This window comes from Ectobacillus panaciterrae DSM 19096 (assembly GCF_000430785.1).
Lineage (GTDB): Bacteria > Bacillota > Bacilli > Bacillales > Bacillaceae_G > Ectobacillus > Ectobacillus panaciterrae.
Window position 1 is genome coordinate 21,444 of the sequence record NZ_AUMR01000019.1, and the last position, 23,260, is coordinate 44,703.

20 protein-coding genes, 1 pseudogene and 1 other annotated feature are annotated in these 23,260 nt (G+C 40.1%); of the genes and pseudogenes, 10 read left to right on the top strand and 11 right to left on the bottom strand.

The window, feature by feature from the left end:
- Positions 1 to 236 precede the first annotated feature (236 nt).
- Positions 237 to 518 carry a hypothetical protein gene (locus H540_RS33775; RefSeq protein WP_162144528.1) on the top strand — a complete coding sequence of 94 codons (282 nt, stop codon included), beginning with the start codon at positions 237 to 239 and terminating at the stop codon, positions 516 to 518.
- Here the strand turns inward: H540_RS33775 and H540_RS31895 are convergent.
- The gene (locus H540_RS31895; RefSeq protein WP_281172468.1) at positions 441 to 791 is read right to left on the bottom strand and encodes a helix-turn-helix domain-containing protein; all 351 of its coding nucleotides are present in this window, start codon (positions 789 to 791) and stop codon (positions 441 to 443) included. The genes H540_RS33775 and H540_RS31895 overlap by 78 nt on opposite strands.
- A 145-nt stretch (positions 792 to 936) precedes the next feature.
- Between H540_RS31895 and H540_RS0107315 the strand changes: the two genes are divergently transcribed.
- Positions 937 to 1,428, top strand: a complete 492-nt coding sequence (locus tag H540_RS0107315) for a YiiX/YebB-like N1pC/P60 family cysteine hydrolase (protein WP_028400075.1) — start codon at positions 937 to 939, stop codon at positions 1,426 to 1,428.
- 38 nt (positions 1,429 to 1,466) lie between these two features.
- Here the strand turns inward: H540_RS0107315 and H540_RS35480 are convergent, their stop codons facing one another.
- The gene (locus H540_RS35480) at positions 1,467 to 1,703 is read right to left on the bottom strand and encodes a RusA family crossover junction endodeoxyribonuclease (RefSeq protein WP_081415050.1); all 237 of its coding nucleotides are present in this window, start codon (positions 1,701 to 1,703) and stop codon (positions 1,467 to 1,469) included.
- Between the two features lie 83 nt (positions 1,704 to 1,786).
- On the opposite strand from H540_RS35480, the gene H540_RS0107320 reads away from it, so the two are divergent.
- Positions 1,787 to 2,542 (top strand): (S)-benzoin forming benzil reductase, encoded by a 756-nt coding sequence (locus H540_RS0107320; protein WP_028400076.1) that lies wholly within the window; start codon positions 1,787 to 1,789, stop codon positions 2,540 to 2,542.
- 203 nt (positions 2,543 to 2,745) lie between these two features.
- Here the strand turns inward: H540_RS0107320 and thrS are convergent, their stop codons facing one another.
- The 3 genes from thrS to H540_RS0107335 form a co-directional block, all read right to left on the bottom strand.
- Positions 2,746 to 4,680 (bottom strand): threonine--tRNA ligase, encoded by a 1,935-nt coding sequence (thrS, locus tag H540_RS0107325; RefSeq protein ID WP_028400077.1) that lies wholly within the window; start codon positions 4,678 to 4,680, stop codon positions 2,746 to 2,748.
- A gap of 52 nt (positions 4,681 to 4,732) precedes the next feature.
- Positions 4,733 to 4,967, bottom strand: a binding site (T-box leader).
- Positions 4,968 to 5,426: 459 nt separating this feature from the next.
- On the bottom strand, positions 5,427 to 7,088 hold the full coding sequence (locus H540_RS0107330) for a glycoside hydrolase family 13 protein (protein WP_028400078.1): 1,662 nt from the start codon (positions 7,086 to 7,088) through the stop codon (positions 5,427 to 5,429).
- Between the two features lie 119 nt (positions 7,089 to 7,207).
- Positions 7,208 to 8,899 carry a glycoside hydrolase family 13 protein gene (locus H540_RS0107335; protein ID WP_034670520.1) on the bottom strand — a complete coding sequence of 564 codons (1,692 nt, stop codon included), beginning with the start codon at positions 8,897 to 8,899 and terminating at the stop codon, positions 7,208 to 7,210.
- 140 nt (positions 8,900 to 9,039) lie between these two features.
- On the opposite strand from H540_RS0107335, the gene H540_RS0107340 reads away from it, so the two are divergent.
- From H540_RS0107340 to H540_RS0107350, 3 genes are all read left to right on the top strand, one after another.
- Positions 9,040 to 9,495: a CBO0543 family protein gene (locus H540_RS0107340; RefSeq protein ID WP_028400080.1), complete on the top strand. Its 456-nt coding sequence runs from the start codon at positions 9,040 to 9,042 to the stop codon at positions 9,493 to 9,495.
- A gap of 514 nt (positions 9,496 to 10,009) precedes the next feature.
- Entirely contained in the window at positions 10,010 to 11,440 is a 1,431-nt protein-coding gene (locus tag H540_RS0107345; protein ID WP_028400081.1) for an amino acid permease, read from the top strand.
- A gap of 179 nt (positions 11,441 to 11,619) precedes the next feature.
- Positions 11,620 to 12,198 (top strand): hypothetical protein, encoded by a 579-nt coding sequence (locus tag H540_RS0107350; protein ID WP_028400082.1) that lies wholly within the window; start codon positions 11,620 to 11,622, stop codon positions 12,196 to 12,198.
- Between the two features lie 95 nt (positions 12,199 to 12,293).
- On the opposite strand, the gene copZ is transcribed toward H540_RS0107350, so the two are convergent.
- From copZ to H540_RS0107365, 3 genes are read right to left on the bottom strand one after another with little or no spacing between them, the layout of a single operon-like run.
- Entirely contained in the window at positions 12,294 to 12,497 is a 204-nt protein-coding gene (gene copZ, locus H540_RS0107355; protein ID WP_028400083.1) for a copper chaperone CopZ, read from the bottom strand.
- 28 nt (positions 12,498 to 12,525) lie between these two features.
- On the bottom strand, positions 12,526 to 14,922 hold the full coding sequence (locus H540_RS0107360; RefSeq protein WP_028400084.1) for a heavy metal translocating P-type ATPase: 2,397 nt from the start codon (positions 14,920 to 14,922) through the stop codon (positions 12,526 to 12,528).
- Between the two features lie 15 nt (positions 14,923 to 14,937).
- Positions 14,938 to 15,249, bottom strand: coding sequence for a metal-sensing transcriptional repressor (locus tag H540_RS0107365; RefSeq protein ID WP_028400085.1), 312 nt, complete (start codon positions 15,247 to 15,249; stop codon positions 14,938 to 14,940).
- Between the two features lie 178 nt (positions 15,250 to 15,427).
- Here H540_RS0107365 and H540_RS35485 point away from each other — a divergent pair.
- Positions 15,428 to 15,607 (top strand): annotated as a pseudogene (locus H540_RS35485) (hypothetical protein); the annotation flags it as partial.
- Between the two features lie 561 nt (positions 15,608 to 16,168).
- Here H540_RS35485 and bcaP read toward each other — a convergent pair.
- Both bcaP and H540_RS0107375 read right to left on the bottom strand, forming a co-directional pair.
- Positions 16,169 to 17,566 carry a branched-chain amino acid transporter BcaP gene (bcaP, locus tag H540_RS0107370; protein ID WP_028400086.1) on the bottom strand — a complete coding sequence of 466 codons (1,398 nt, stop codon included), beginning with the start codon at positions 17,564 to 17,566 and terminating at the stop codon, positions 16,169 to 16,171.
- A 269-nt stretch (positions 17,567 to 17,835) separates the two neighbouring features.
- Entirely contained in the window at positions 17,836 to 18,285 is a 450-nt protein-coding gene (locus tag H540_RS0107375; RefSeq protein ID WP_028400087.1) for an Lrp/AsnC family transcriptional regulator, read from the bottom strand.
- Between the two features lie 203 nt (positions 18,286 to 18,488).
- Between H540_RS0107375 and H540_RS29155 the strand changes: the two genes are divergently transcribed.
- Positions 18,489 to 19,115: a YitT family protein gene (locus H540_RS29155; protein WP_034670522.1), complete on the top strand. Its 627-nt coding sequence runs from the start codon at positions 18,489 to 18,491 to the stop codon at positions 19,113 to 19,115.
- Positions 19,116 to 19,219: 104 nt separating this feature from the next.
- Here the strand turns inward: H540_RS29155 and H540_RS0107385 are convergent, their stop codons facing one another.
- Positions 19,220 to 20,872 carry a multicopper oxidase family protein gene (locus tag H540_RS0107385; protein ID WP_028400088.1) on the bottom strand — a complete coding sequence of 551 codons (1,653 nt, stop codon included), beginning with the start codon at positions 20,870 to 20,872 and terminating at the stop codon, positions 19,220 to 19,222.
- Between the two features lie 154 nt (positions 20,873 to 21,026).
- On the opposite strand from H540_RS0107385, the gene H540_RS0107390 reads away from it, so the two are divergent.
- Together H540_RS0107390 and H540_RS0107395 are read left to right on the top strand one after the other, a co-directional pair.
- Positions 21,027 to 21,701, top strand: coding sequence for a response regulator transcription factor (locus H540_RS0107390; protein WP_028400089.1), 675 nt, complete (start codon positions 21,027 to 21,029; stop codon positions 21,699 to 21,701).
- A 29-nt stretch (positions 21,702 to 21,730) separates the two neighbouring features.
- Entirely contained in the window at positions 21,731 to 23,098 is a 1,368-nt protein-coding gene (locus H540_RS0107395; protein ID WP_028400090.1) for a sensor histidine kinase, read from the top strand.
- The last annotated feature ends 162 nt before the right edge of the window (positions 23,099 to 23,260 follow it).

Here is a 23,260-nt window from a genome sequence, read left to right on the forward strand (position 1 = left end):
GCTTATCTTCATATAGAACTTCATTGACTTTAACTTCAGCAAAACACCCTAATTTTCTATAAAATTCAATTGAAGTTCCATAACATCCGGATTGAAGTTATCATAAGTTGTTAATAACATTGAAATCCCCTCTGATTTTTAGGAATTTGAAAATATAATTTTTATGAAATTGAAGGAATTTCCTTTATTTTTGTCGAAATACATCTGAATACATAAATTACTGGAGATGAAATACTATGAAATTTGATGGAGCTATAGTTAGTGAGCAAGGTGTAAAGTTTGCAATTGCTGTTGTAGAAAATGGTGTATTTTATAACTCGGACAGTTACATTGATCAAATCCGAAACCGCTTTGTGCCTTATTTTCCAGATGTACCTATCCTGCTGATGAGTACAGATCGTAAAGGTAGAATCGTGTACCACGGCAGAACGGACCTTACATTAATTCTCGCAGGTCTCGATTTCAGGAAGATTAATTGGAAAAGATATAATGCAAATGACCTTAAAAGCCACCTTTAGTGAGGTGGTTTTTATGATAAGTAAGGACTGTTTCCCCCGCTTATCAATCAAGGCTGATTCACCGTGTTCCCGATATCGACGCATCCACACTTTAATCTGATCTTTGTCTACAATTCCCAACTCCGCTGCAACTTCTCGCTTCAATTTTCCCTCTATTCGCATACGAACAGCCTGTAACTTTGTCTCAAACGAGTAACTTTTGAACCTTTGTCCTTTTTTCGCCTTATTTACTTGATAAAGTACTTTATTGTACTGTCTGATCAGGTCCTGCACCGCTTCTCACTCCTTCCCCACCAAATCAAGTTTTTATCTTGTCTTCCCCTAAAAATTTTTCTATAAAAGCTATCCTATATTCAGAACATTCCCCCAAACCTCTTAACTTCCATTTGAATATCCTATTAAAACGAATATAAGGAAGTTGAAAATATTAGGAAATTCACATCTCCAAAAAGCAGATATCATCCTTGTTAAAGGGGCATATTTGATAGATACAGGGATTAAACTTATTACACACTCTCAATTTAGTCATGTTGCTTTAGTTTCCAATCCAGACACTATGGAAATTATTGAAGCAACGCCAATGGGTGTAATTCGGAATTCTATTAATCAATACACTGGCTACACGTCTGTATTTCGTTTAAAAACCCTTACTACTGGACAAGCAGCAAATATTGTAAAGTATGCAGAACAACAACTTGGTAAACCCTATGACTTCGGAGAGATTGTACACCAGTTTCTTAGGTATATCTTTCATGTCCCTGATAACCATGTAGAAAAAACACGTTTTATCTGTTCAACATTAGTAAATGCTGCATATTTAAGCGAGAGAATAAAATTAACGAAGCAAAACTTACCTTCCCCTGAAGATATCTACGAATCTACTTTATTAACCAAGGTAGCCGATATATAAGTCTTGTGAACTCCCCTATTAGGGTGGTTCTTGTCCTTTTATTCATATATATTTCCTTTTATTGAGCTGTTTATCCGTTTCATGCAAAATGGATTTTTTATAAAGGAGTCTGGCAGCGGTATATTCCAGAGCACTTTATTACAAGCGTCCTTAATCACCTTTATGTAGTTGTCGGCGTCTGGCTTGGATATAGGACGCAAGATACCTTGTTCAGCTTGCAGCTTCTTTTTGTTAGAAACACATGTGCCAATGTTAGCAAAGCGGTTTTCCTTTATCGAAAAACCGCTTTATATCAACTATTTATAGTAGCCAGATTGCGAATCATGTGGTATCTTGTAGAAAAAGGAGGGATTTTCTCATGAGATACGCAATTGTTACTGGAACGTCCCGCGGTCTTGGAGAAGCTGTCGTGCGTCAGCTTCTGGAACAAGAAGTGATTGTATTTTCTATTTCCAGAAGCCGCAATATAGAGCTTGAGGAAATGGCAAAGGAAAACGGAACGTTGTTTTATCCTTTCAGCTTTGATTTGCATACCTCATATGAAATTGAAGAGCTAATGAATGAGGTATTCTCACTCATGGATGTTGACAGCGCGAATGCCATTTACTTAATCAACAACGCTGGCATGCTTGCGCCAATGAAGCCGATTGAACGCGCTGAAGCAAGCACACTCATTGAGAATGTCCACGTGAATTTGCTTGCGCCGATGCTGTTGACTTCTGAGTTTCTAAAACGCACGCACGAAGCTCCTCTGGATAAGCGCATTGTGAATATCTCGTCCGGCGCCGGGAAGAATCCGTACTACGGATGGGGTGCATATTGTACGACAAAAGCAGGTATTGATATGTTTACGCGTTGTGTAGCTATGGAAGAGGAAGGAAAAGAATACCCTGCAAAAGTGATTTCCTTTGCGCCAGGTGTAATAGATACAGATATGCAGGCAGAAATACGCAATACGAACAAAGAAGATTTTACTAACTTAGATCGGTTTCTTGCCCTAAAAAAAGAGGGAAAACTGCTATCTCCGAATTACGTTGCGCAAGCGGTTGTTAAGCTGTTGGAAACGGATGATTTCGAGCACGGCGGAATCGTTCGCATCGATGAAAGAGATTAAAGAACTATGGTACAGTACGGTTAAATGTATATGCCGTATATGCCCACAACGAAAAAGCTATCAGATTATACGCAATTGGCTTTAGCAATCTTTGCGCTATGGAAAGGCCCATTTAACTACGCTGCGAGGTATTCATGGCTTAAAGTCTACACCATGAATTAAAAAAGGAAGCCTTAGATTAATAGGCTTTCTTTTTTTGCTTGCTATTGGTTTAAAAATGAATCTTTATTTTTAATTTCAAGCTTAATTTTTGTAAGGAATTCATCAAACAATACTGCTTCAGATGTATCCTCGCCATATTTACGAACGTTTACAGCCCCATTTTCGGCTTCTTTATCTCCAATTACAAGGATATATGAAGTCTTTTTAACTTGCGCCTCCCGAATTTTATATCCAAGTTTTTCATCACGCATATCCAGCTCAACCCTTATGCCGGCATTTTGTAATTTTTCTTCAATCTCTTTGGCATATTGTTGATGCGCTTCAACTGATACAGGAATAATCTTCGCTTGGACAGGAGCCAACCAAACTGGAAAAGCTCCAGCGAAGTGCTCAATCAATATTCCAAGGAATCGATCAATGGAACCGAATACAGCGCGATGGATCACGACAGGATGCTGCTTTTCATTTTTAGCATCAATATAATGCAAATTGAATTTCTCCGGCATTTGGAAATCGAGCTGGACTGTACCGCACTGGTGGCTTCGCTTCAAAGCATCCTTGATGTGAAAATCAATTTTCGGGCCGTAAAACGCACCGTCACCTTCATTAACCTTATAGTTGTAGTTTAATTGCTCAAGTACATTTTGCAGAGCGCCTTCCGCTTTTCTCCACAATTCGTCGTCTCCCATCGAATTTTCCGGTCTTGTGGACAACTCTATCTCGTAATTAAAACCAAGTGTACTGTAAACATAGTCAATTAGTTTGATTACCGACTTAATTTCACTTTCAATTTGTTCAGGTGTAACGAAAATATGGGCATCATCTTGACAAAATGTACGAACTCTCAATAGTCCGTTAAGGGCGCCGCTGAACTCATGACGGTGAACTTGACCGAATTCAGCCATCCTGATCGGCAAATCACGGTAAGAATGCAGTTTATGTTTAAAAATGAGCATATGGCCGGGACAGTTCATCGGCTTTAGCGCAAAGCTTGTATGATCGACCTCTGAGAAATACATATTTTCTTTATAATGGTCCCAATGCCCGGAGTTTTCCCATAACCTTCGATTCATCATGAAAGGCGTGCGGACTTCTTCGTAATTATGCTGCTGTTGAAGTTTTCTCAAGAAGAATTCCAGTTCATTTCGCAGCGCCTGACCCTTCGGCAAATAAAACGGCATGCCCGGCGCTTCTTCAGAAAACATGAACAGCTCTAACTCATTACCGAGCTTCCGGTGATTTCGCTTTGCAGCTTCCTCTAGAAATAAAAGATGTTCGTTCAATTCCTTTTGGGAAGGAAATGCGATGCCGTATATTCGCTGAAGAACTTGATTGTCGCTGTCACCGCGCCAATATGCTCCTGAAACATGAGTTAATTTGAAAGCTTTAATAAATCCAGTCGAAGGCAAATGCGGTCCGCGGCATAAATCTACAAATTCGCCTTGCTTATAAAGTGTGATGTTTTCATGAGCAGGAATATTTCGCAAAAGTTCTAACTTTAGATGGTCATTCAAATCTTGAAAAATCTCTTCTGCTTCATTCCGAGTAACTTCAATTCGTTGCATCTCCAAGTTTTCGTTAATAATTTTTCTCATTTCATTTTCTATACGAGGTAGCTCTTCAACAGCAATACTGTTAGGAAGGTCTATATCATAATAAAATCCGTTTTCGATAACAGGACCTACTCCCAATTTTACATTGCCATACATTCTTTTTATTGCTTGTGCCAAAACATGGGCAGCTGTATGCCTCAATATTCCTAAGCCGCTTTTTGAATCTAAAGTTAAAATCTCGATTTTTGCGTCTTCATGTATGCTTCTGCGCAAATCGAACAATTGACCATTGACTTGTCCTGCAATAGCTTTCTTTCTTAAACCTGGGCTAATTGACTCCGCAATCTCTTCCAATGTGATCCCTTTTGAATAGTCCTTTTCACAACCATTCGGAAAGATGATTTTAATTACCTTTTCACTCATCATAACCACTCCATTCCAAATTGTTTAATAAAAAAACACACCCATCCCTAAAAATAGGGACGAGTGTGTTAATACCCGTGGTTCCACCCAGATTCCCATCAAAACCTTTTCATAAGGTTACAATGGCTCCATTCGCTGTAACGCAGCGTCTGCGGTATTGGATACTGTTATTTCCCCAATACAACTCGAAGGCGGTAAGTCATTCCCCTGCGTTAGGAAGATCTCAGCATTTCTTCCTTCTCTGTAAAACCGTCAAGAATGACTCATGTCCTTTTCATCGCTTGTTTATATTCAATTCAAAACAAAAACACACCCATCCCTAAAAATAGGGACGAGTGTGTTAATACCCGTGGTTCCACCCAGATTCCCACCAAACCTTTTCATAAGGTTACAATGGCTCCATTTGCTGTAACGTAGCAGCTACGGTATTGGATACTGTTTTTCCCCAATACAGCTCGGAGGCGGTAAGCTATTCCCCTGCGTTAGGAAGATCTCAGCATTTCTTCCTTCTCTGTAAAACCGTAAAGAATAGCTCGTGTCCTTTTCATCGCTTGTTGTTTAGTATATTGATTTATAATATACAACATCATAGTTAAATTTTCAAACTTTTTCCATTCACACTTGCACTAGTGTTTCGATTTTTAAACTGCATAAGAAACATCCTTTAAAAATCCTCTCCAAATATTTCATCACCATTCACGAAAAAGAGACCGCTCATCCGGCATGAAACAAACAGTCTCTCACTATTAAATAAAATATACTCGTGCTTCATAAGGCTGCAATTCAAACTTATATACGCTAGTATGCGATTTTACTTGATAGTTGTTTAATGCCATGTTGCTTGAGGATAATGCACAGCTTGTGCATTCGTAGTTTGCTTTTTCTTTTGTTAAGTTTGCGATTACGACCGCTTGCTTATCGCCCAGCGTTCTTGTGTAAGCGTATACTTGCGTATCTTCCAGCATGATTAAATCATATGTGCCGTATATAAATACTTCATTTTCCTTGCGAAGACGAATCATATCTTTATAGAAATTCCAGATGGAGTTCGGATTTTCCATATCATTCTTTACGTTGATTTCTGCATAGTTTTCATTCATGCCAATCCATGGCGTGCCTGTTGTAAAGCCTGCGTTTTCGCTGTCATCCCATTGCATCGGTGTACGTGAGTTGTCGCGGCAGCTGTTCCAGACAACTTCCATAATATCTAAATGAGAGCGCCCTCTTTCACGTTCCACACGATAGAAGTTTTTGATCGCTACGTCGTCGTATTCTTCGATGGATTCAAAGTGAATATTTGTCATCCCAATTTCTTGTCCTTGATAAATGAACGGTGTACCTTGCATTAAGAAATACATCACCGCAAATGCTTTGGCACTCTCTACGCGATATTCCTGATCATTGCCCCATGTAGATACAACGCGCGCTTTGTCATGGTTTTCAATGAATAATGCATTCCACCCATGGTTTTCTAATCCCTTTTGCCATTTCGTTAAAGTTTTCTTCAAGGATACAACATCGATTTCGCCGACTTTGCTTTTATCCCAAAGATCCAAATGCTCGAATTGGAAGACCATGTTGAATTTCCCTTTTACTTCACCGACCCACTCTTCTGCTTCTTCTACAGTCACGCCATTCGCTTCGCCGACTGTCATAACGTCATATTTAGCAAACGTTTGCACTTTGAGCTCTTCTAAAAACTCTTGAATGCCTTCTTGGTTCATATGGCAAGCAAAGGACGAAACGTAATCTAAGTTATTCGGATTTGGCAGATCCGGGAAGCCTTCACGCTTTTTAATATGGGAAATGGCATCTACGCGGAAGCCGTCAATTCCCTTACCAAGCCACCAGTTCATCATGTCATACAGCGCAAATCGAACATCTTTATTTTCCCAGTTCAAGTCAGGCTGCCTTTTGGAAAACACATGCAAAAAGTATTGCTTTGTCGCTTCGTCATATTCCCATGCAGAGCCGTTGAAGATACTTTCCCAGTTGTTTGGCTCTTTGCCGTCTTTGCCATCGCGCCAAATATACCAATCGCGCTTTGGATTATCTTTAGATGAACGAGACTCGATAAACCACGGATGCTCATCGCTCGTATGATTGATAACAAGGTCAATAATCAGTTTCATGCCACGCTTGTGAACCTCTGCCAGAAGCTGATCGAAATCCGCCATGCTGCCGAATACTTCCATTATCTCTTGATAATCGCTGATATCGTAGCCGTTGTCATCGTTCGGAGATTTATAGAACGGACAAATCCATATGACATCGATTCCAAGCTCCTTCAAATAATCAAGCTTCGAGATAATTCCCTGCAGATCGCCGATTCCGTCTCCGTTAGAATCCATGAAGCTTCTTGGATATATTTGATAAGCTGCCGCTTCTTTCCACCAGTGTTTTGTCATTGTTTGCTCTCCTTATTTCCTATGTTGTCACAATAGAACATACTGCAAAATGCACGAAAAACCTCAATAGCAAAGTAGCAGGAAAATGGAGTGTTTTCATCCTTTTTTCCTCAGCTGGGTTATTTTTTGAAGTATACAACCGCTTCATACGGCTTTAATGCGAACGCCTCTTTTGCTTCTTCCGGATAATTGGTGATAAGTATAGCCGCTTTCTTTGTTTCTTCAAGAAGCGCCGCATCCTCGATTGTTTGATTTTCGCCGCTGAAATTACATAAAACAATCAGCTTTTCGTTATTCCATGTACGTTCATAAGCGAATACAGCCGGATGCTCGCGGTGCAGCAGGCGGAAATCGCCTTCTGTCATAATATCCATTTCCTTGCGCAAGCTGATCAGCTTTTGATAGTAGTAGAAAATGGAGTGTTTGTCCTCCAACGCCTGCTTCACATTGATTTCTGTGTATCTTGGATTCATGCGGATCCAAGGTTCGCCAGTTGTGAATCCTGCATTTTCGCTGTCATCCCATTGCATCGGCGTTCTTGCATTGTCGCGCCCTTTTACATAGATAGATTCCATAATATCTTCATACGCAAACCCTTGCTGCGTGCGTTCTTTATACATATTTAATATTTCTACGTCGCGGTAATCTGCTAAGTGTTCAAAGCGTACGTTTGTAATGCCGATTTCTTCGCCCTGGTACACATAAGGAGTTCCTTGCATCATGTGAAGACACGTCGCCAGCATTTTTGCCGATTCTGTCCGGTATTCCTTGTCATTTCCGAAACGGGATACGATGCGCGGCTGATCGTGGTTGTTCCAGTATAAGCTGTTCCAGCCCTTGCCGTGCAATCCGATTTGCCACTTTGCCAAATTATCTTTTAAGTCAATTAGTTCAAGCTGCTTTAAGTTCCATTTTCCGCCCGGCGCGCTGTCAAGATCCATATGCTCAAACGTGAAAATCATGTTCACTTCTTTACGTTCGGGATTTGTATAAAGAACTGCGTCCTCAGGCGTTGTTCCCGGCATTTCCCCTACTGTCATAATATTGTACTTGGATAAAACTTCACGATGCATTTCTTGCATAAATTTATGGATGCGAGGTCCGTTTAAGTAATATTTCCCGCCGTCTGCGTACAACTGTCCTGGCTGCAGGTCCCCGTCAGGCAAGCCCGGCACTTTTGAAATAAAGTTGACTACGTCCATACGGAAGCCGTCGATTCCTTTATCAAGCCAAAAACGCATCATTTTGTATACTTCTTCGCGCACCTTCGGGTTTTCCCAGTTCAAATCCGGCTGCTTTTTTGTGAAAATATGCAAAAAATATTCTTCTGTCGCTTCGTCATACTCCCATGCGGAACCGCTGAACACGGAGCCCCAGTTGTTCGGCTCTTTGCCGTCTTTTCCGGGACGCCAGTAATAGAAATCGCGATACGGATTGTCTTTGCTGCTGCGGGACTGTACGAACCAATCATGCTCATCAGACGTATGGTTCACAACCAGGTCCATCACAAGCTTTAGACCGCGCTTGTGCATTTCGGCAAGCATCAGATCAAAATCCTCCATTGTGCCGAACTCATGCATGATGTTTTCATAGTCGCGAATATCATAGCCGTTATCATCGTTTGGAGAATCATATACAGGACTCAGCCAGATTACCTCTACGCCAAGCTCTTTCAAATAATCAAGCTTTGAGATAATCCCTTGAATATCCCCAATACCATCTCCGTTTGAATCCATAAAGCTGCGCGGATAAATTTGGTACACCGTCGCTTTTTTCCACCATTCCACATTATTTTCGGCAAACGTTTGCATTTTCAACAGCTCCTATTCTTTTATTTTATATAAAAACTATATGAAGTTTTAACCAACTGACAAAAGTTCTTCTATACATTCCTTACATCACGTATGAAAAATGGAAATCCAACCAGAATAATGTGAAAGGAGGGAGATATATGTTACTGAATTTTATACTCGGGCTTCTTCTTCCGCTTCCGGCAGGCATTTATTTATATAGGAAAGATAAAAAAATCCTATTATGCACATTCCCTTTCACCAGTATGATTGCATTCCTAATCAATGAACTGGGGTTTTATTTCGGATTCTGGAATGTCCTGCCGATTATCGATGGGCATAAATCTTTTTCAGCACTGCCGCTTGATATGGGGCTCTATCCGGTTTTGGGAACATTGATGGTTTACTCCATTAAGCTGAAAAACAAAAACCCTTTTATAGTCATCCTCCTTGTCGCCCTTTTTACAACACTGCTGGAATACTTATTGGTACAGGTTGGAAGAGTAACTTATGGCAATGGCTGGAACATCTTTTTTACTTTCTTTTCGTATCTAATACCGTACGCAGTGGTTTACTTATATAACATATTATTAGAAAGAGTTATAAGAGAACCTTAAGATACAGCAGCAAAAAAACGAGAGATTCTAGATACTCTCGTTTTTTTGCCTGTAAAAATTATTATTTCCCCATCTCCGAATCTCAAATCAACCATGTCTCCCTTTCACTTGAAGTTTATATCGCCAAATAATTGATAGTTCACAATTGCTTAACCGCAAAAACTCATAATAAAATTACAATTCGAAAAATTTTTATTCACAAATAACAAAAATTATGTTAGACTAAGCTAAAATTCAGAGGAAAAGGGAGCAATGAGCTATGTTTAACGTAACTTTATTTGCACAACTGCATCATCATACATAAACCCTTGAACCTTGCGTAAAAAAATTACGCGTAGGTACAAGGGTTATTCCCGTTGTACCTACGTTGCTATTAGAGCCATGTAGGTATTTTTATACCAGCATGGCTCTTTTTGTTTTTTACAGCATGAAGTTAATGGTTTTAACAAGGTGTTGGATGGTGCAGATTCAACAACGAATGTTACAACACAAATGAATAAAGGAGAAATGAAAAATGGAAATGAAAAAATGGGGATTATGGATTTTAACTGCGTTTGTCGTAGGGAATATGGTAGGCGGAGGCATTTTCATGCTTCCATCAAATTTAGCGCAAGTAACCAGTCCGATGGGATCGATCCTAGCTTGGGGCGCTACAGGATTAGGCGTATTTATGATTGCGCTTGTATTCGGAAATTTAGCAATGAGAAAACCTGATTTAAAATCAGGACCGCAAAGCTATGCACAAGCGATGTTTTCTTCTCCTAAGGCTGGAAAAGTTGCTGGATACAGTATGGCATGGGGCTATTGGGCAGCGAACTGGGCCGCTACAGCTTCAGTTATTATTTCTTTTGCCGGGTATTTGTCAACGTTCTTTCCGGTAATGCAAAGCAAAACAATATTGCTTACTATCGGATCATTCGAGCTGGAACTTGGAAAATTTGTAACATTTCTCATTTGTACAATCATGTTGTGGGGCATTCAAATCATTCTTTCTCAAAATTTAAACAGTGCCGGAAAAGTGAACCTTATGGCTACTGTCACGAAGATCATCGGGTTCGCGCTGTTTATTGTTTTGACTGTTTTTGTTTTTGATGCAGCAAACCTTGGAAACGGTGCATCATTTGTCAATGAAAGCGGAAAATCAGTATCTTTAGGCGGTCAAGTGAATGCCGGTGCTATCGCAACGCTGTGGGCATTCATTGGAATTGAATCTGCCGTTATGTTATCAAACCGTGCTAAATCTCAGCGTGACGTTAAGAAAGCGACTATGATCGGTCTTCTTATCGCTATGATAATTTATGTAGGGATTACCTTATTGACGATGGGCGCACTGCCTGAGGAAGCGCTCAAAACTTCGCAAAAGCCGCTTGTAGATGCTTTAGCAGCTGTAGTTGGAAGCAAAAGTGCTTCTGTTATGGCCTTTCTTGCTCTTATTTCTTTATTCGGATCAACAGTAGGATGGATTGTAGTGAGCTCAGAGGTTCCGTACCAAGCGGCCAAAAGCGGATTATTCCCGATGTTTTTTGCTAAAACTAATAAAAAAGGAAGTCCGGTAAACTCATTAACGCTTACGAATGTAATGACGCAAATCTTCCTGTTCTCTACAATTTCCGGGACTGTTACACAAGCCTATAATTTTGCGATTGTAGTAGCTACACTAGCATACTTGATTCCATATCTCGTGACTGCCGTTTATCAATTAAAGCTCGTTATTACAGGCGAAACGTACGATATAATAAAAGGCTCCCGCAAGCTTGATGGATTTGTTACAATCCTTGCACTTATTTACTCTGTTTGGGTGATTAAAACCGGTACAGCAGATATGAAAACTTTCTTGTTAGGAATAGGGTTATTCGCTTTAGGATTAGTCTTATATCCTTTTATCATGAAAAATTCACCTGCAGCCGAAACAGATGCCTCTAATATAAGTAATCGAGCTTCATGAGGCTTATCATATACGCATTTTGATAATTCGGAAATAGATAACCAACAAAGGGTATTAGCATCATCAATATATTGAATGCTAATATCCTGCATTAATCTCATACAAATATGGGTATACAAGTATACGGTATTTGTGTAGAGTCTCGATGATTCATATAGACCAGAAAGGGTGCACCTAGTTTGAATTACTTTTCCGTAAACTTAATTCCAGGTTATTTTCGAGATTATAATGAGCAATCCAGTTTGCCGGCACGTGGCCTAATTTTGCAATCCTTGCTCTTACGTGCTACAGATTGTTATGTTTACGGGCTTGAGAAAGGTTCGGGGTTGTTGCAACAATGCTCTGACATCCTCTCTCCTACCCGAAACAAATATAAAGTGGATTTGGAGCAAGAAGTCATAAAAGGATATGAACAATTATGGAATATGCAAGGATGGGGTAACGGTTCAATTGTAATTGTGATGGAGTCAAAACAATTTAAAGGTGCAGATATCTTTCCTTACTGTTATAATCCCGATGTTCTGGACACTTCTAATACAGGAGAGATTCCTGCCGCTGTCAGGTATTGTAAGGATGCGGCTAAACGTAATAAAGTTGCACTTTGTTTATCAGTTTCCAATGGAACAGAGTATATGACTGTTTATGCACCAGGTGGCATTCTAAAAGAATTGTTCGATCTTGCAGTTCAGCAATGTTTGAAATCTAAATCTGATACTTTATATAAACAGCAAAAAAAACAGAGAAGCCTATCAAGATAATAAGCAATAACTTGAACGATTTAGAAAAAATGATAAAACTTATACAATAAAAGAAAGAGGTGACGGAGTATATTTCCGTCGCCTCTTTTCGTGTGCTACTTCACATCGTAACCTTGATCTTCAATCGCTTCTTTCAGCTTTTCTGCGTTTACTTTTGCCTCATCGTAATTTACATCTACAATACCTTCTTGCAAATGCACTTCTACATTTGATACGCCTTCAATCTCTGTAAGAGCTTTCGTTACTGCCATTTTGCAGTGACCGCAAGTCATTCCTTGTACATTTAATGTGATTGTCATAATAAATTCCTCCTAGATTTTTTGTATGTTATATTTTCACGCGTTTCAAACGAAGCGCGTTTGTCACAACAGATACGGAACTGAATGCCATCGCTGCTCCTGCAACCCATGGCTCCAACAGTCCGGCCGCAGCTATAGGAATACCGATTGCATTATAGAATAAAGCCCAGAATAAGTTTTGACGGATGTTTCTCATTGTTTTGCGGCTCAAATCAATGGCTTTCGGAATATGAGCCAAGTCTCCGCCCACTAAGGTGACATCAGCAGTCTCGATCGCGACATCAGATCCTGTGCCGATAGCCATACCAATGTCTGCTTTCGCAAGAGCTGGCGCATCGTTGATACCATCACCAACCATTGCTACTCGTTTGCCTTGTTTTTGCAATTCTTCGACGATGTTTGCTTTGTCCTCCGGAAGTACCTCTGCGTACACACGGTCCAAATGCACTTGTTTAGCAATTGCTTCAGCTGTACGTTTGTTATCTCCCGTTACCATGTATACTTCTATACCCATTTGCTTCAATGTTTGTATGGCTTCTTTTGAGCTTCCTTTTACAGTATCTGCAACAGCAATAATCCCTGCAAACTGTTGATTGATTGCAACAAGCATCGCTGTTTTGCCCTTCTGTTCAAGCTCCACCATTTTATTCTCATGCTGCGCCACTTCCACAGAGCGTTCTTTCATCAGCTTCCGCGTTCCGACAAAAACCGTTTTTCCGTCAACTACAGCTTCAATTCCATGACCGGTGATAGCGGAGAAATGCTCTAGCTGTTTCACAGAAATGGCTTTCTTCTTTCCATATTCCACAATCGCATGAGCCAATGGGTGTTCAGAAGCACTCTCGGCCGAAATGGCATAGTCTAGCATACCTTCTTGGAATTCCACAACATCCGTCACTTCCGGTTTTCCTTTTGTGACTGTCCCCGTTTTATCCAGCAGTACCGCATTGACTTTATGTGCCCCCTCCAGGTATTCACCTCCTTTAAAGAGAATACCCTTCTCTGCGCCTTTACCTGTGCCGACCATAATAGATGTCGGTGTCGCAAGACCGAGCGCACATGGACAAGCGATTACAAGAACTGCAATGGCCACTTCAAGCGCCTTTGGCAAATCACCAGGTATTACGAAGAAATACCATGCAACAAAAGCGACTGCCGCAATGCCTACAACAATCGGTACGAAGATACCGGAGATAACGTCAGCCATGCGTTGAATAGGCGCCTTCGATCCTTGCGCCTCCTCCACGATTTTAACGATACCGGCAAGGGCTGTGTCTTTCCCTACCTTTTCCGCACGGATTGTAAGCACACCGTTCGTGTTAATGGTCGCACCGATAACAGAATCATCTTCTTTTTTGTCAACTGGGATGGATTCTCCTGTGATCATGGATTCATCTACCGCTGATACCCCGCTTATGACAATACCGTCTACTGGTATCTTTTCACCCGGCTTGACGAGAATCGTGTCGCCTATTACAACTTCCTCCAACGGAATCTTCACTTCTTCTCCGTCACGAATGACAAGAGCTTCTTTGGCCTGCAGGCTCAACAACTTGGAAATCGCTTCCGTTGTTCGCCCCTTCGCCAGTGATTCAAAGTATTTTCCGACAAGCACAAGCGTAATCAACACAGCACTCGTTTCGAAATACAGGTTTGGCATATAGTCAGGATTTCCTAATGTTTTGAAAGCCTCGAACAAGCTATAAAAGTAAGCTGCTGATGTCCCGAGCGCAACGAGTACATCCATGTTGGCGCTCTTGTTTCGCAGCGCACGGTACGCACCTGTATAAAAATGACAACCTATATAAAATTGAACTGGTGTTGCTAAAAGGAGTTGGAGCCATGGATTCATCAAAATATGCGGCAGCGGCAATCCCGTATCAAACGGCATGTGTCCAATCATCGTATACAATAAAGGTAGTGACAGAATGATTGAAATCATAAGTTGTCGTTGTTTTTGTTTCAACAGTTCTTCTCTGCGTTCTGTATGATCTTCCTTTTCGTTTCGGACTTGCCCCTTGTAGCCAAGCTTTTTGATTTTCTCCAAAATGTCTTCTATAGAAACAGTGCCTTCGTTGTATTCTACAACAGCACTGTTTGTCGCTAAATTGACAGCGGCATTCGTAACACCTTCCATACGGTTTAATCCTTTTTCAATCCGAGTTGCACACGCCGCGCATGTCATACCTTCAATGTCTAGCGTTACCTTCTCTGCCACAACGCCGTACCCTAAATTTTCAATTTTCGTTTGGATATCAGTTACACTTTGTTTAGATGGGTCATACTTAACTGCGGCTTTTTCCATCGTTAAATTGACATTTGCTTCGACTCCATCCATCTTGTTCAGCACTTTCTCGATTCGGGTTGAACAAGCGGCACATGTCATACCTGTTACTCCAAGTGTAACGAGCTTTTGTTCACTCATAATGCCATCTCCCCCTTATTTTGAGAACTGCTTAATCACATGCATGAGCTCTTGAATTGATTCTTCTCCGTTTCCTTCACGAAGAGCTTTTGATACACAATGCTTTGTATGGCGTTCTAACAAATTAAAACCCACCTTATTTAAGGCTGCATTAATCGCTGAAATTTGAATCAAAACATCAACACAATAACGGTTATCCTCTACCATCTTTTGTACGCCGCGCACTTGCCCTTCAATACGTTTTAAACGCTTGATGATGCTTTCGATCTCTTCTTCCGTTCTCGGGATCATCTTTGGATCTATATTGTTATCTTCACAATGATTCATTTTTATCACCTCATTTATTAGCATGGTTATCTTTGATTACAGTATACGGGTATGGGGTATATGATGCAACCTTAAAAATCAATTATGCAGAAAACTTGCAGAAACGGAAAAGATAATACGCACCTGCCTCAACATATGATGAAGAGTGAATGAAAGGACAGGCAGGTATTAGAAATATATACCATCAGTCTTGGCACTTTGCTTTATCTCTGTTTTAACCGCGTCATACCTTTCTAATTCTAAAGATACCCTAATGGAGTATATGGTATTCATCATGTCCTTTGGCATGAGCATCGGTTTGAGTATCGGATTTTATCTCGGAATGATTCTCAACGTACATACATCATTGCTTTTTATTTATACTTTCAGCTGGGGTTATCATTCTTCTGACTGTTTTTATAACATTTCAGGACTTCCATTCAAACGGACCTCCTCAACACGAACAACACAGGCTTCATCATTAACACATGCTGGCAATAAATATCCTCAACGTTGACTAATCTAGAGATATTTCCCAACTATATATGAGTGCATTATAATTTCGACATGTCCATGTGCTATGTGTAACCAAAAGGGAATATTGTATGCTTCTTCTCTCTGGTTTACCCTTGCATGAACCACTACAAAGGTTTAACCGTTTCTGCACGTCGCCGGATGATCTCTCCCCACCATCAAAAGACGTTTTTTATTCACATGTATATAGAACCATCTGATCCATTAACAACAACCTTTTTACGAAAAAAGCCTTGTTTTTTATATCTCTTATATCTCATAAAAAAAGCATCCCAGCTATACACTGGGATGCAACGTATTAGTGACCTCCATGCCCCTCTCCAAATGTGTAACATTATAGGGATTTCTTGTCATACCAGCATTCTCACTATTTTTATTGCTTTTTAATAAAAAGGAGGCGCAGGTTTTATGCAATATTTTGTTTTTGTTTTGCTTTATTTAATCGGCTGTTCTTATAACCATACGTAGAGTAAATGACGAGACCGATTACTAACCAAACGACAAATCCTTTCCATGTGAATGCTTGAAGCTGAAGCATCAGATATACACAGAAGATAACCGCTAAAGCTGGTATAACAGGAACCCACGGTGTTTTAAAACCGCGTTTTAAATCTGGGCGTGTTTTACGTAATACAGCCACCCCAACCGAAACAGTTGAAAAGGCGAATAATGTCCCTATATTTGTCAACTCAGCCAATTTATCAAGCGGGACAAGTCCAGCGAATAAAGCAACCAATAAACCCGTTATCCACGTACTAGCTATAGGAACCTGTGTTTTCGGATGAACTTTGGACAAGCCCTTCGGAAGAAGTCCATCTCTGCTTATAGAGTAGAACAGACGCGTCTGTCCAAACATCATAACTACCAAAACAGTTGTAATACCAACGATTGCCCCAAGGGAAATAAATCCGGCAGCCCAATCTTGATGGATAAATGATAACGCGAATGATACTGGATTTTTAACACCTAGTTCACCGAATGGAACAATCCCGGTAAGAATCAAAGAAACAATAATGTAAAGAACTGTGCAAACAGATAATGCTGTTATAATCCCGATCGGAAGATTGCGCTGTGGATTTTTAACTTCCTCAGCAGCAGTAGACACCGCATCGAAACCAAAATATGCAAACACAACGGTTGCAGCTCCTGCCGTTACCCCGGAAAAACCAAACGGCATAAATGGTGTCCAGTTTGTCGGTTTTACGTACCATACTCCTACCCCAATAAACAGAATCACTACTGCTAACTTAATGATAACCATGATTGCGTTGAATTTAGCAGATTCCTTAACTCCCTTAGAAAGCAGGAAAGTAATCAAGAATACTATGATCACAGCAGGCAGATCAATAAAGGTGCCTTTTGAAGCATCAAATGCACTCGATAAGGCAGCAGGTAAATGAATGCCGAATCCTGACAATAATCCTTGAAAATAACCAGACCATCCGCTTGCAACTGCCGAAGAGGCAAGTCCATACTCCAGAACTAAATCCCATCCTAAAATCCATGCGATCAATTCACCAAAAGCAACATAGCTATAGGTGTAAGCGCTTCCAGCTTCGGGAATCATGGACGCGAATTCAGAATAACACAGTGCTGCAAACGTACATGCTAAGCCGGCGATAATAAAGGATAAAATAAGAGCTGGACCAGCATATTTCGCGGCCGCAACACCTGTCAGTACAAATATCCCTGTACCAATGATGGCCCCTATGCCCAACATCGTAAGGTCGAATGCACCTAGTACTTGCTTAAGTGAATTGTTCGAATTTTCGCTCGCTATAGATTTTTTTCGAAATAATTCCATATGACCCTCCTATTTAAAGATAATATCGACAAATGTCGTGATCTTTTTCTGTTTTCTATTCTACTCACACTATTATTTTTTGTAAAGTGTAAATTTTCGAAAAATTTTACCTAAACTTAGAAAAGGAGTTCTAATGCAAAAAATCTACTTTTTGGAACGTTTTTCACAAATTGAAAACTCCCTGCTACTCATGGGCAAGGAGCTTTTTGTGATTAGAAAGAAGAAATGTCCATAGGATTTTTCTATTACACCTAAAAACTTATTCTCTTTTATTCTGACTCCTTAATCTTGGGGAGGATGTGACGATAAGGTACTGGTGATAACAAAACTATAGAAGTATTTAAATGTCCATAAGGCATTAATCGGTCTATCAGCAATCTCATGCTTTCCATATCAGCTACAGCCGCCTTTAGAAAATGACTACCAACTCCTGTTACACGATGACATTCAATGATATCTGAATCCTGTCTAACTACTTGTTCGAACTCATGAGCAGATACTTTAGGTTCACTTACTTGAATAAAGAGCAGTACCCCTCGTCCAACTGCAGCTGGGGACACCCTAGCGCTAAATCCTTCAATAATCCCCTTTTCTTGCAAGCGATGCAAGCGTTCAGAAATGCTCGGCCGACTGAGTGCTAATTTCTTTGATAATTCGCTCACAGTCATACGTCCGTCCATTTGGAGAAGCTCCAGCAAATTAATATCCAATTGATCCATTAAATCCCTACTTTCAAAATGAAGGAATATACTCCTATTTTTATTCAAAATAAAGTATAAAACTCCAGAAAATATTCGTTTTGTTATGTGAATTGAATCATTAATATTCTATCATTAAATTATTAAATAGAAAATGAAAATTTAAAATTTTCAAATATTAAAGGAGGGAATTTCTTTAATTTTCACTAAAGGAGCGCAAAAATATGATTAAAATAATAAATATATTGTTTGGATGTCTAATTACAAGCATAGGCGTATTGCTTTTAAGACATGCTCATATAATTACTGGAGGAACAGCCGGACTTTCATTGAGCCTTTCCTATATTTTAAATATGCCTTTTGCTACTTTATTTTTTGCTGTCAATATACCCTTTTATGTTTTTTCTTTTATAAGAATGGGATGGAAATTCACCGTGTCTACGATATTTGCCGTTACAATTTTATCCTTAATGACCGGCGTAGATCGGTGGTTACCTCCTTTTTCAATTCCTGCGTTGCTTGGTGCTGTTGTAGGCGGCATAATTATAGGATTTGGATTATCTATTCTATTTTTAAATAACTCTTCACTTGGTGGAGCCAATATTCTCGCTCTATTTTTACAAAAAAGATTCAATTGGAATCCAGGGAAGATTAATTTTCTGTTCGACTTTTTAGTCGTTATTTCAGGTATTTATTCTGTAGGAGTAACGAAGGGTATCTACTCTATTTTATCTATTTCCATTATTTCTAGTATCATTAGTTATTTTAAAAACAAAATAGCGAATAGAGATACAGCTGAAAAAGATGCTAAAAATTATTCTCTGAAATCAAAAATGAAAAGGGTAGGTTAATAATGATACTATCCCTCTTGTGTAAACAGTTAGTAACCTATACTCTCATAAACAAAACCCCTTCAGTTCAACGCGAGGGAACCGAAAGGGTTTTTGGTTCGGAATTACTCCGGCATATTTGGAACATTCGGATTTGGCTTGTAAGTTGATTGGAAATCGGCATACTTCACTTCTGTCACCATTCCGGAAGAAGCATGGTGCAAATCATGACAATGGAACATCCATTCGCCCGGGTTGTCAGCGATAAACGCTACCTCGTACTCTTCACCCGGTTTTAGGTTAAGCGTGTCTTTCACAATCGGAGACCCTTCCACCGGCTTTCCATTCTTGCTTAATACCTGGAAGAAGTGACCGTGCAGATGCATCGGGTGATCGTCCATCATCGAGTTGTTTTTCAACTTCACTTTGACAAGATCCCCTTTCTTCACTTGAATCGGATCGATATTCGGGAACGTTTTTCCGTTAATGGTATACACCATGTTTTTCCCATCCATCTGCGTGTTCAAATCCATTGTATAACTGACATCATACTTCTGATCCAATGTAAAGGCTCCTGCTTTCTTTGTTCCGTAAGCTGTCAAGTCTACTTTCGGAAGTTCTTCTTTCTCGGTTGCTTTGTCTTTCATTTCTGTGCTGCCTTCATATTCAATCACAGCCTTCATGCCTTTTGAACCTTTCATGTTTCCATGACACTCAATATACCACTTACCAGGATTGTTGGCTGTGAACTCTACATCGTACCGCTCACCTGGCGCAATCGCCAGAACCTGATCTTTGATTACTTTTGGATCGTTAATCGGCTGTCCGTCTGTCGCAATTACTTTCACATCTTGGCCGTGAATATGAATATTATGCGACATATAGCCGGCATTCACAAATCTGAGGCGAACTTTATCGCCTTGCTTCACCTTCAACGGCTTCACCAAGTCTCCGCTTTTTCCGTTAATGGTGAACAAGTCATACATGCTCATATCATGCCCGGCCATATTCATATCATTTGAACTCTTTTTGTTATCATCCATTTTCATGTCACCATGATCCATACCGCTCATATCATCTTTGTTTGAACCTTCCATGTTCATACTTCCATGGTCCATTCCTGCGTCTTTGTTGTTCGTGTCGTTATCTTTGCCGGCAGTGCTTTTGGTCATTTCCTTGAGCTGCTTATTGATTTCTTTTTGATCTGTGACCCACTCATCCAGCATTAACGTGTAATCTTTGTCGTATTGTTCTGCAGGATCCTCCACTACCAAAGAGCCATACAATCCTCGGTCAAGCTGATTTACGGAATCTTGATGGGAATGATACCAATACGTACCTGGTGTATTCGCAACAAATTCATACGTAAAGCTCTTTCCTGGCATCACTGCGTCCTGCGTGACTCCCGGAATACCGTCCATATTGTTTAGAACAGGATATCCATGCCAGTGAATGGAAACAGGAGCAGATAATTCATTTTTCAAGGTAACCTTTACCTTCTCTCCCTTTTTGACGCGAATCTCAGGTCCCGGCGCTGAACCATTAAATGTCCAAACCGGCACGACAACACCGTTGCTTAACTGTTGTTTTTCTTCTTTCGCCACCAATGTTACTTCCGGTCCGTTTATCACCTTTAAAGGCTGAACGGCTGTTTCCTTGGCGTTTGATTTGCTTTGATTCATATTTTTATGATCCATTGTTCCATTCGTCGCTGCAGAACAAGCGGTAATCAGAGAAATTGCAGAAACTGCAATGGCCGTCATAAACGACTTCTTCATCTTTGTTCCCCCTCCCCTTCTTCTCGCTCATTATACAAAAACATTTTCGAGAAATTATGGAGAAAAAAGCTTTAAAAATAAAAAATGAACTGCATAATTTCTGCACGTTTTTACTGTACACTATGCTTAAGATACACATGAGAGGAGAAACAATATGATTGAAGTATTGCTTGTGGATGATGAGCCGCGTATGCTGGATTTATTATCGTTATATCTGACACCAAGGGGATATCACTGTATTAAAGCAACATCTGGACAACAAGCAGTTTCCTTATTAGAACAAAGACAGTTTCGATTGGTGCTGCTAGACGTCATGATGCCTGAAATGGATGGTTGGGAAACTTGCAGAAAAATCCGCGAAATCAGCACAGTTCCCATCATTATGGTAACAGCGCGCAACCAAACACCCGACGTGATTCAAGGGTTAAAGCAAGGTGCCGATGATTACGTCACAAAGCCATTTCATGAAGAAGAACTATTGGCGCGAATCGAAGCGGTTCTGCGAAGAATGCACAGCTATTTGAAAGTGGAATTCAAGGGATTAGTATGGGATGAATCCAAACACCTTGCCTCCATGAACGGCAAAGAACTGTCCCTTACCCCTATCGAATTCTCGTTGTTGGGACTCTTTTTAAACAATAATGCATATGTGTTTAGCCGTGAGCAGCTAATAGAACGCATATGGGGAAATGATTCAGATACAGAAGATCGCACAGTCGATTCTCATATACGCAACTTACGTGATAAACTAAGAAAATCGGGATTCCCAATCGAACAGCATCTAAAAACTGTATACGGTATTGGTTATCGCTGGACGAATGAGGAATAGCATAACGGAATTGCAAGGATCGTGAAAACATGAAACATATCTCAATTAAATTAGGTTTTTATTTTTTAATCTGTGTCACATTGATTGAAGTCATATTGTTTGCTTTATTGTACTACAGTCTAGTCAACACGCGCGTTGATGAAGAAGTTGCCTCTCTTCTTACGCGCGGCAACAGCCACCGCGATGTGTTGGAGAAATATTTCGATCCGCAAACGATTATGCATGTCGCATTAATGGAGTCAGAAGCAGAAACGAAAGTGGTCATAACATCCAATGATGGCAGCATACTGGCGAAGTCCAACAATGTAGACCCGGCAATGGAAGAACATCTCTATAAAAAGATGGGGCCCGTACCGAAACAAGGAACTGTCATAGAAAATCATTGGAAAACGTCAAATTATATTTGTACTGTCAGCCCTATCCAAATTCAAGGAGACACAAAGGGCTATGTATACATGTTCTTAGGAACAGATTCTATTAAAGAAATGATTCAACGATTAACGAATCAATTTTTATTGATTGCTGCTATCACATTTCTATTAACTGCTGTAACTATGTTTCTCTTATCCCGTATCCTTACGCAGCCGTTAATACGCATGAAAAAAGCGACAGAAAAGTTAAGCAAGGGTGATTTGTCCGTTTCTTTGAACATGAAAAGCAATGATGAAGTGGGGGAATTGGGGCAATCGATTCAAACGCTGGCAAATGATTTGAATTACATGAAGAAAGAAAGAAGTGAATTTTTGGCGAGTGTAGCTCATGAGCTTCGTACACCGTTAACTTATGTAAGAGGCTATGCGGATATCGCAATGAGAGATACACTGTCTCAGGAAGAACGCAATACATATTTGACCATTATTAAAGACGAAGCCGATCATTTGACGGGTTTGGTTCAAGATTTATTTGAGCTCGCACAGATGGAGAAACATAATTTTATCATCGAAAAGCAAGAGACCAATATCTATGATTTTTTAGAGAAAATTGTGGCAAAGGTGCAGCCTGCCTACGAAGATAAGCAAATTCAAATTGTTTTATCTTGTCCGAAGGATCTTGCGGCTCCCATTGATCAAAAACGGTTTGAACAGGTGATCATGAACTTGCTGAACAACGCATTTTTTCACTCTGAGCCAAACTCCACTACATCTATTACAGTTACAAATTGCAAATTAAACATACAAATTGGCATTCAAGACGAGGGAGAAGGAATTCCTCCTAAAGATCTTCCCCACATCTTTGAGCGATTTTATAGAGTAGATAAATCAAGGACACGAGCGACCGGAGGAAGTGGATTAGGCCTTGCCATTGTAAAGGAGATTGTTGAACTTCACGGAGGAACTATAACTGTAGAAAGTAAATTAGGGGAAGGGTCTGCCTTTACCATTACATTAAAAAAATAGCAATGTCCCCTTATTTTAAAGAAGGAAAAACTATAACACTTCCTGCACTTTCTCAGAAGAAAATGAGCTTCTTAAGCAGCACCTGCACGTCAAAGTTCATGCAGGAATCTGGAACGGAGCTAAATCTGACACAGTAAATCCTGTGTAATTTTTCAAAGCAAG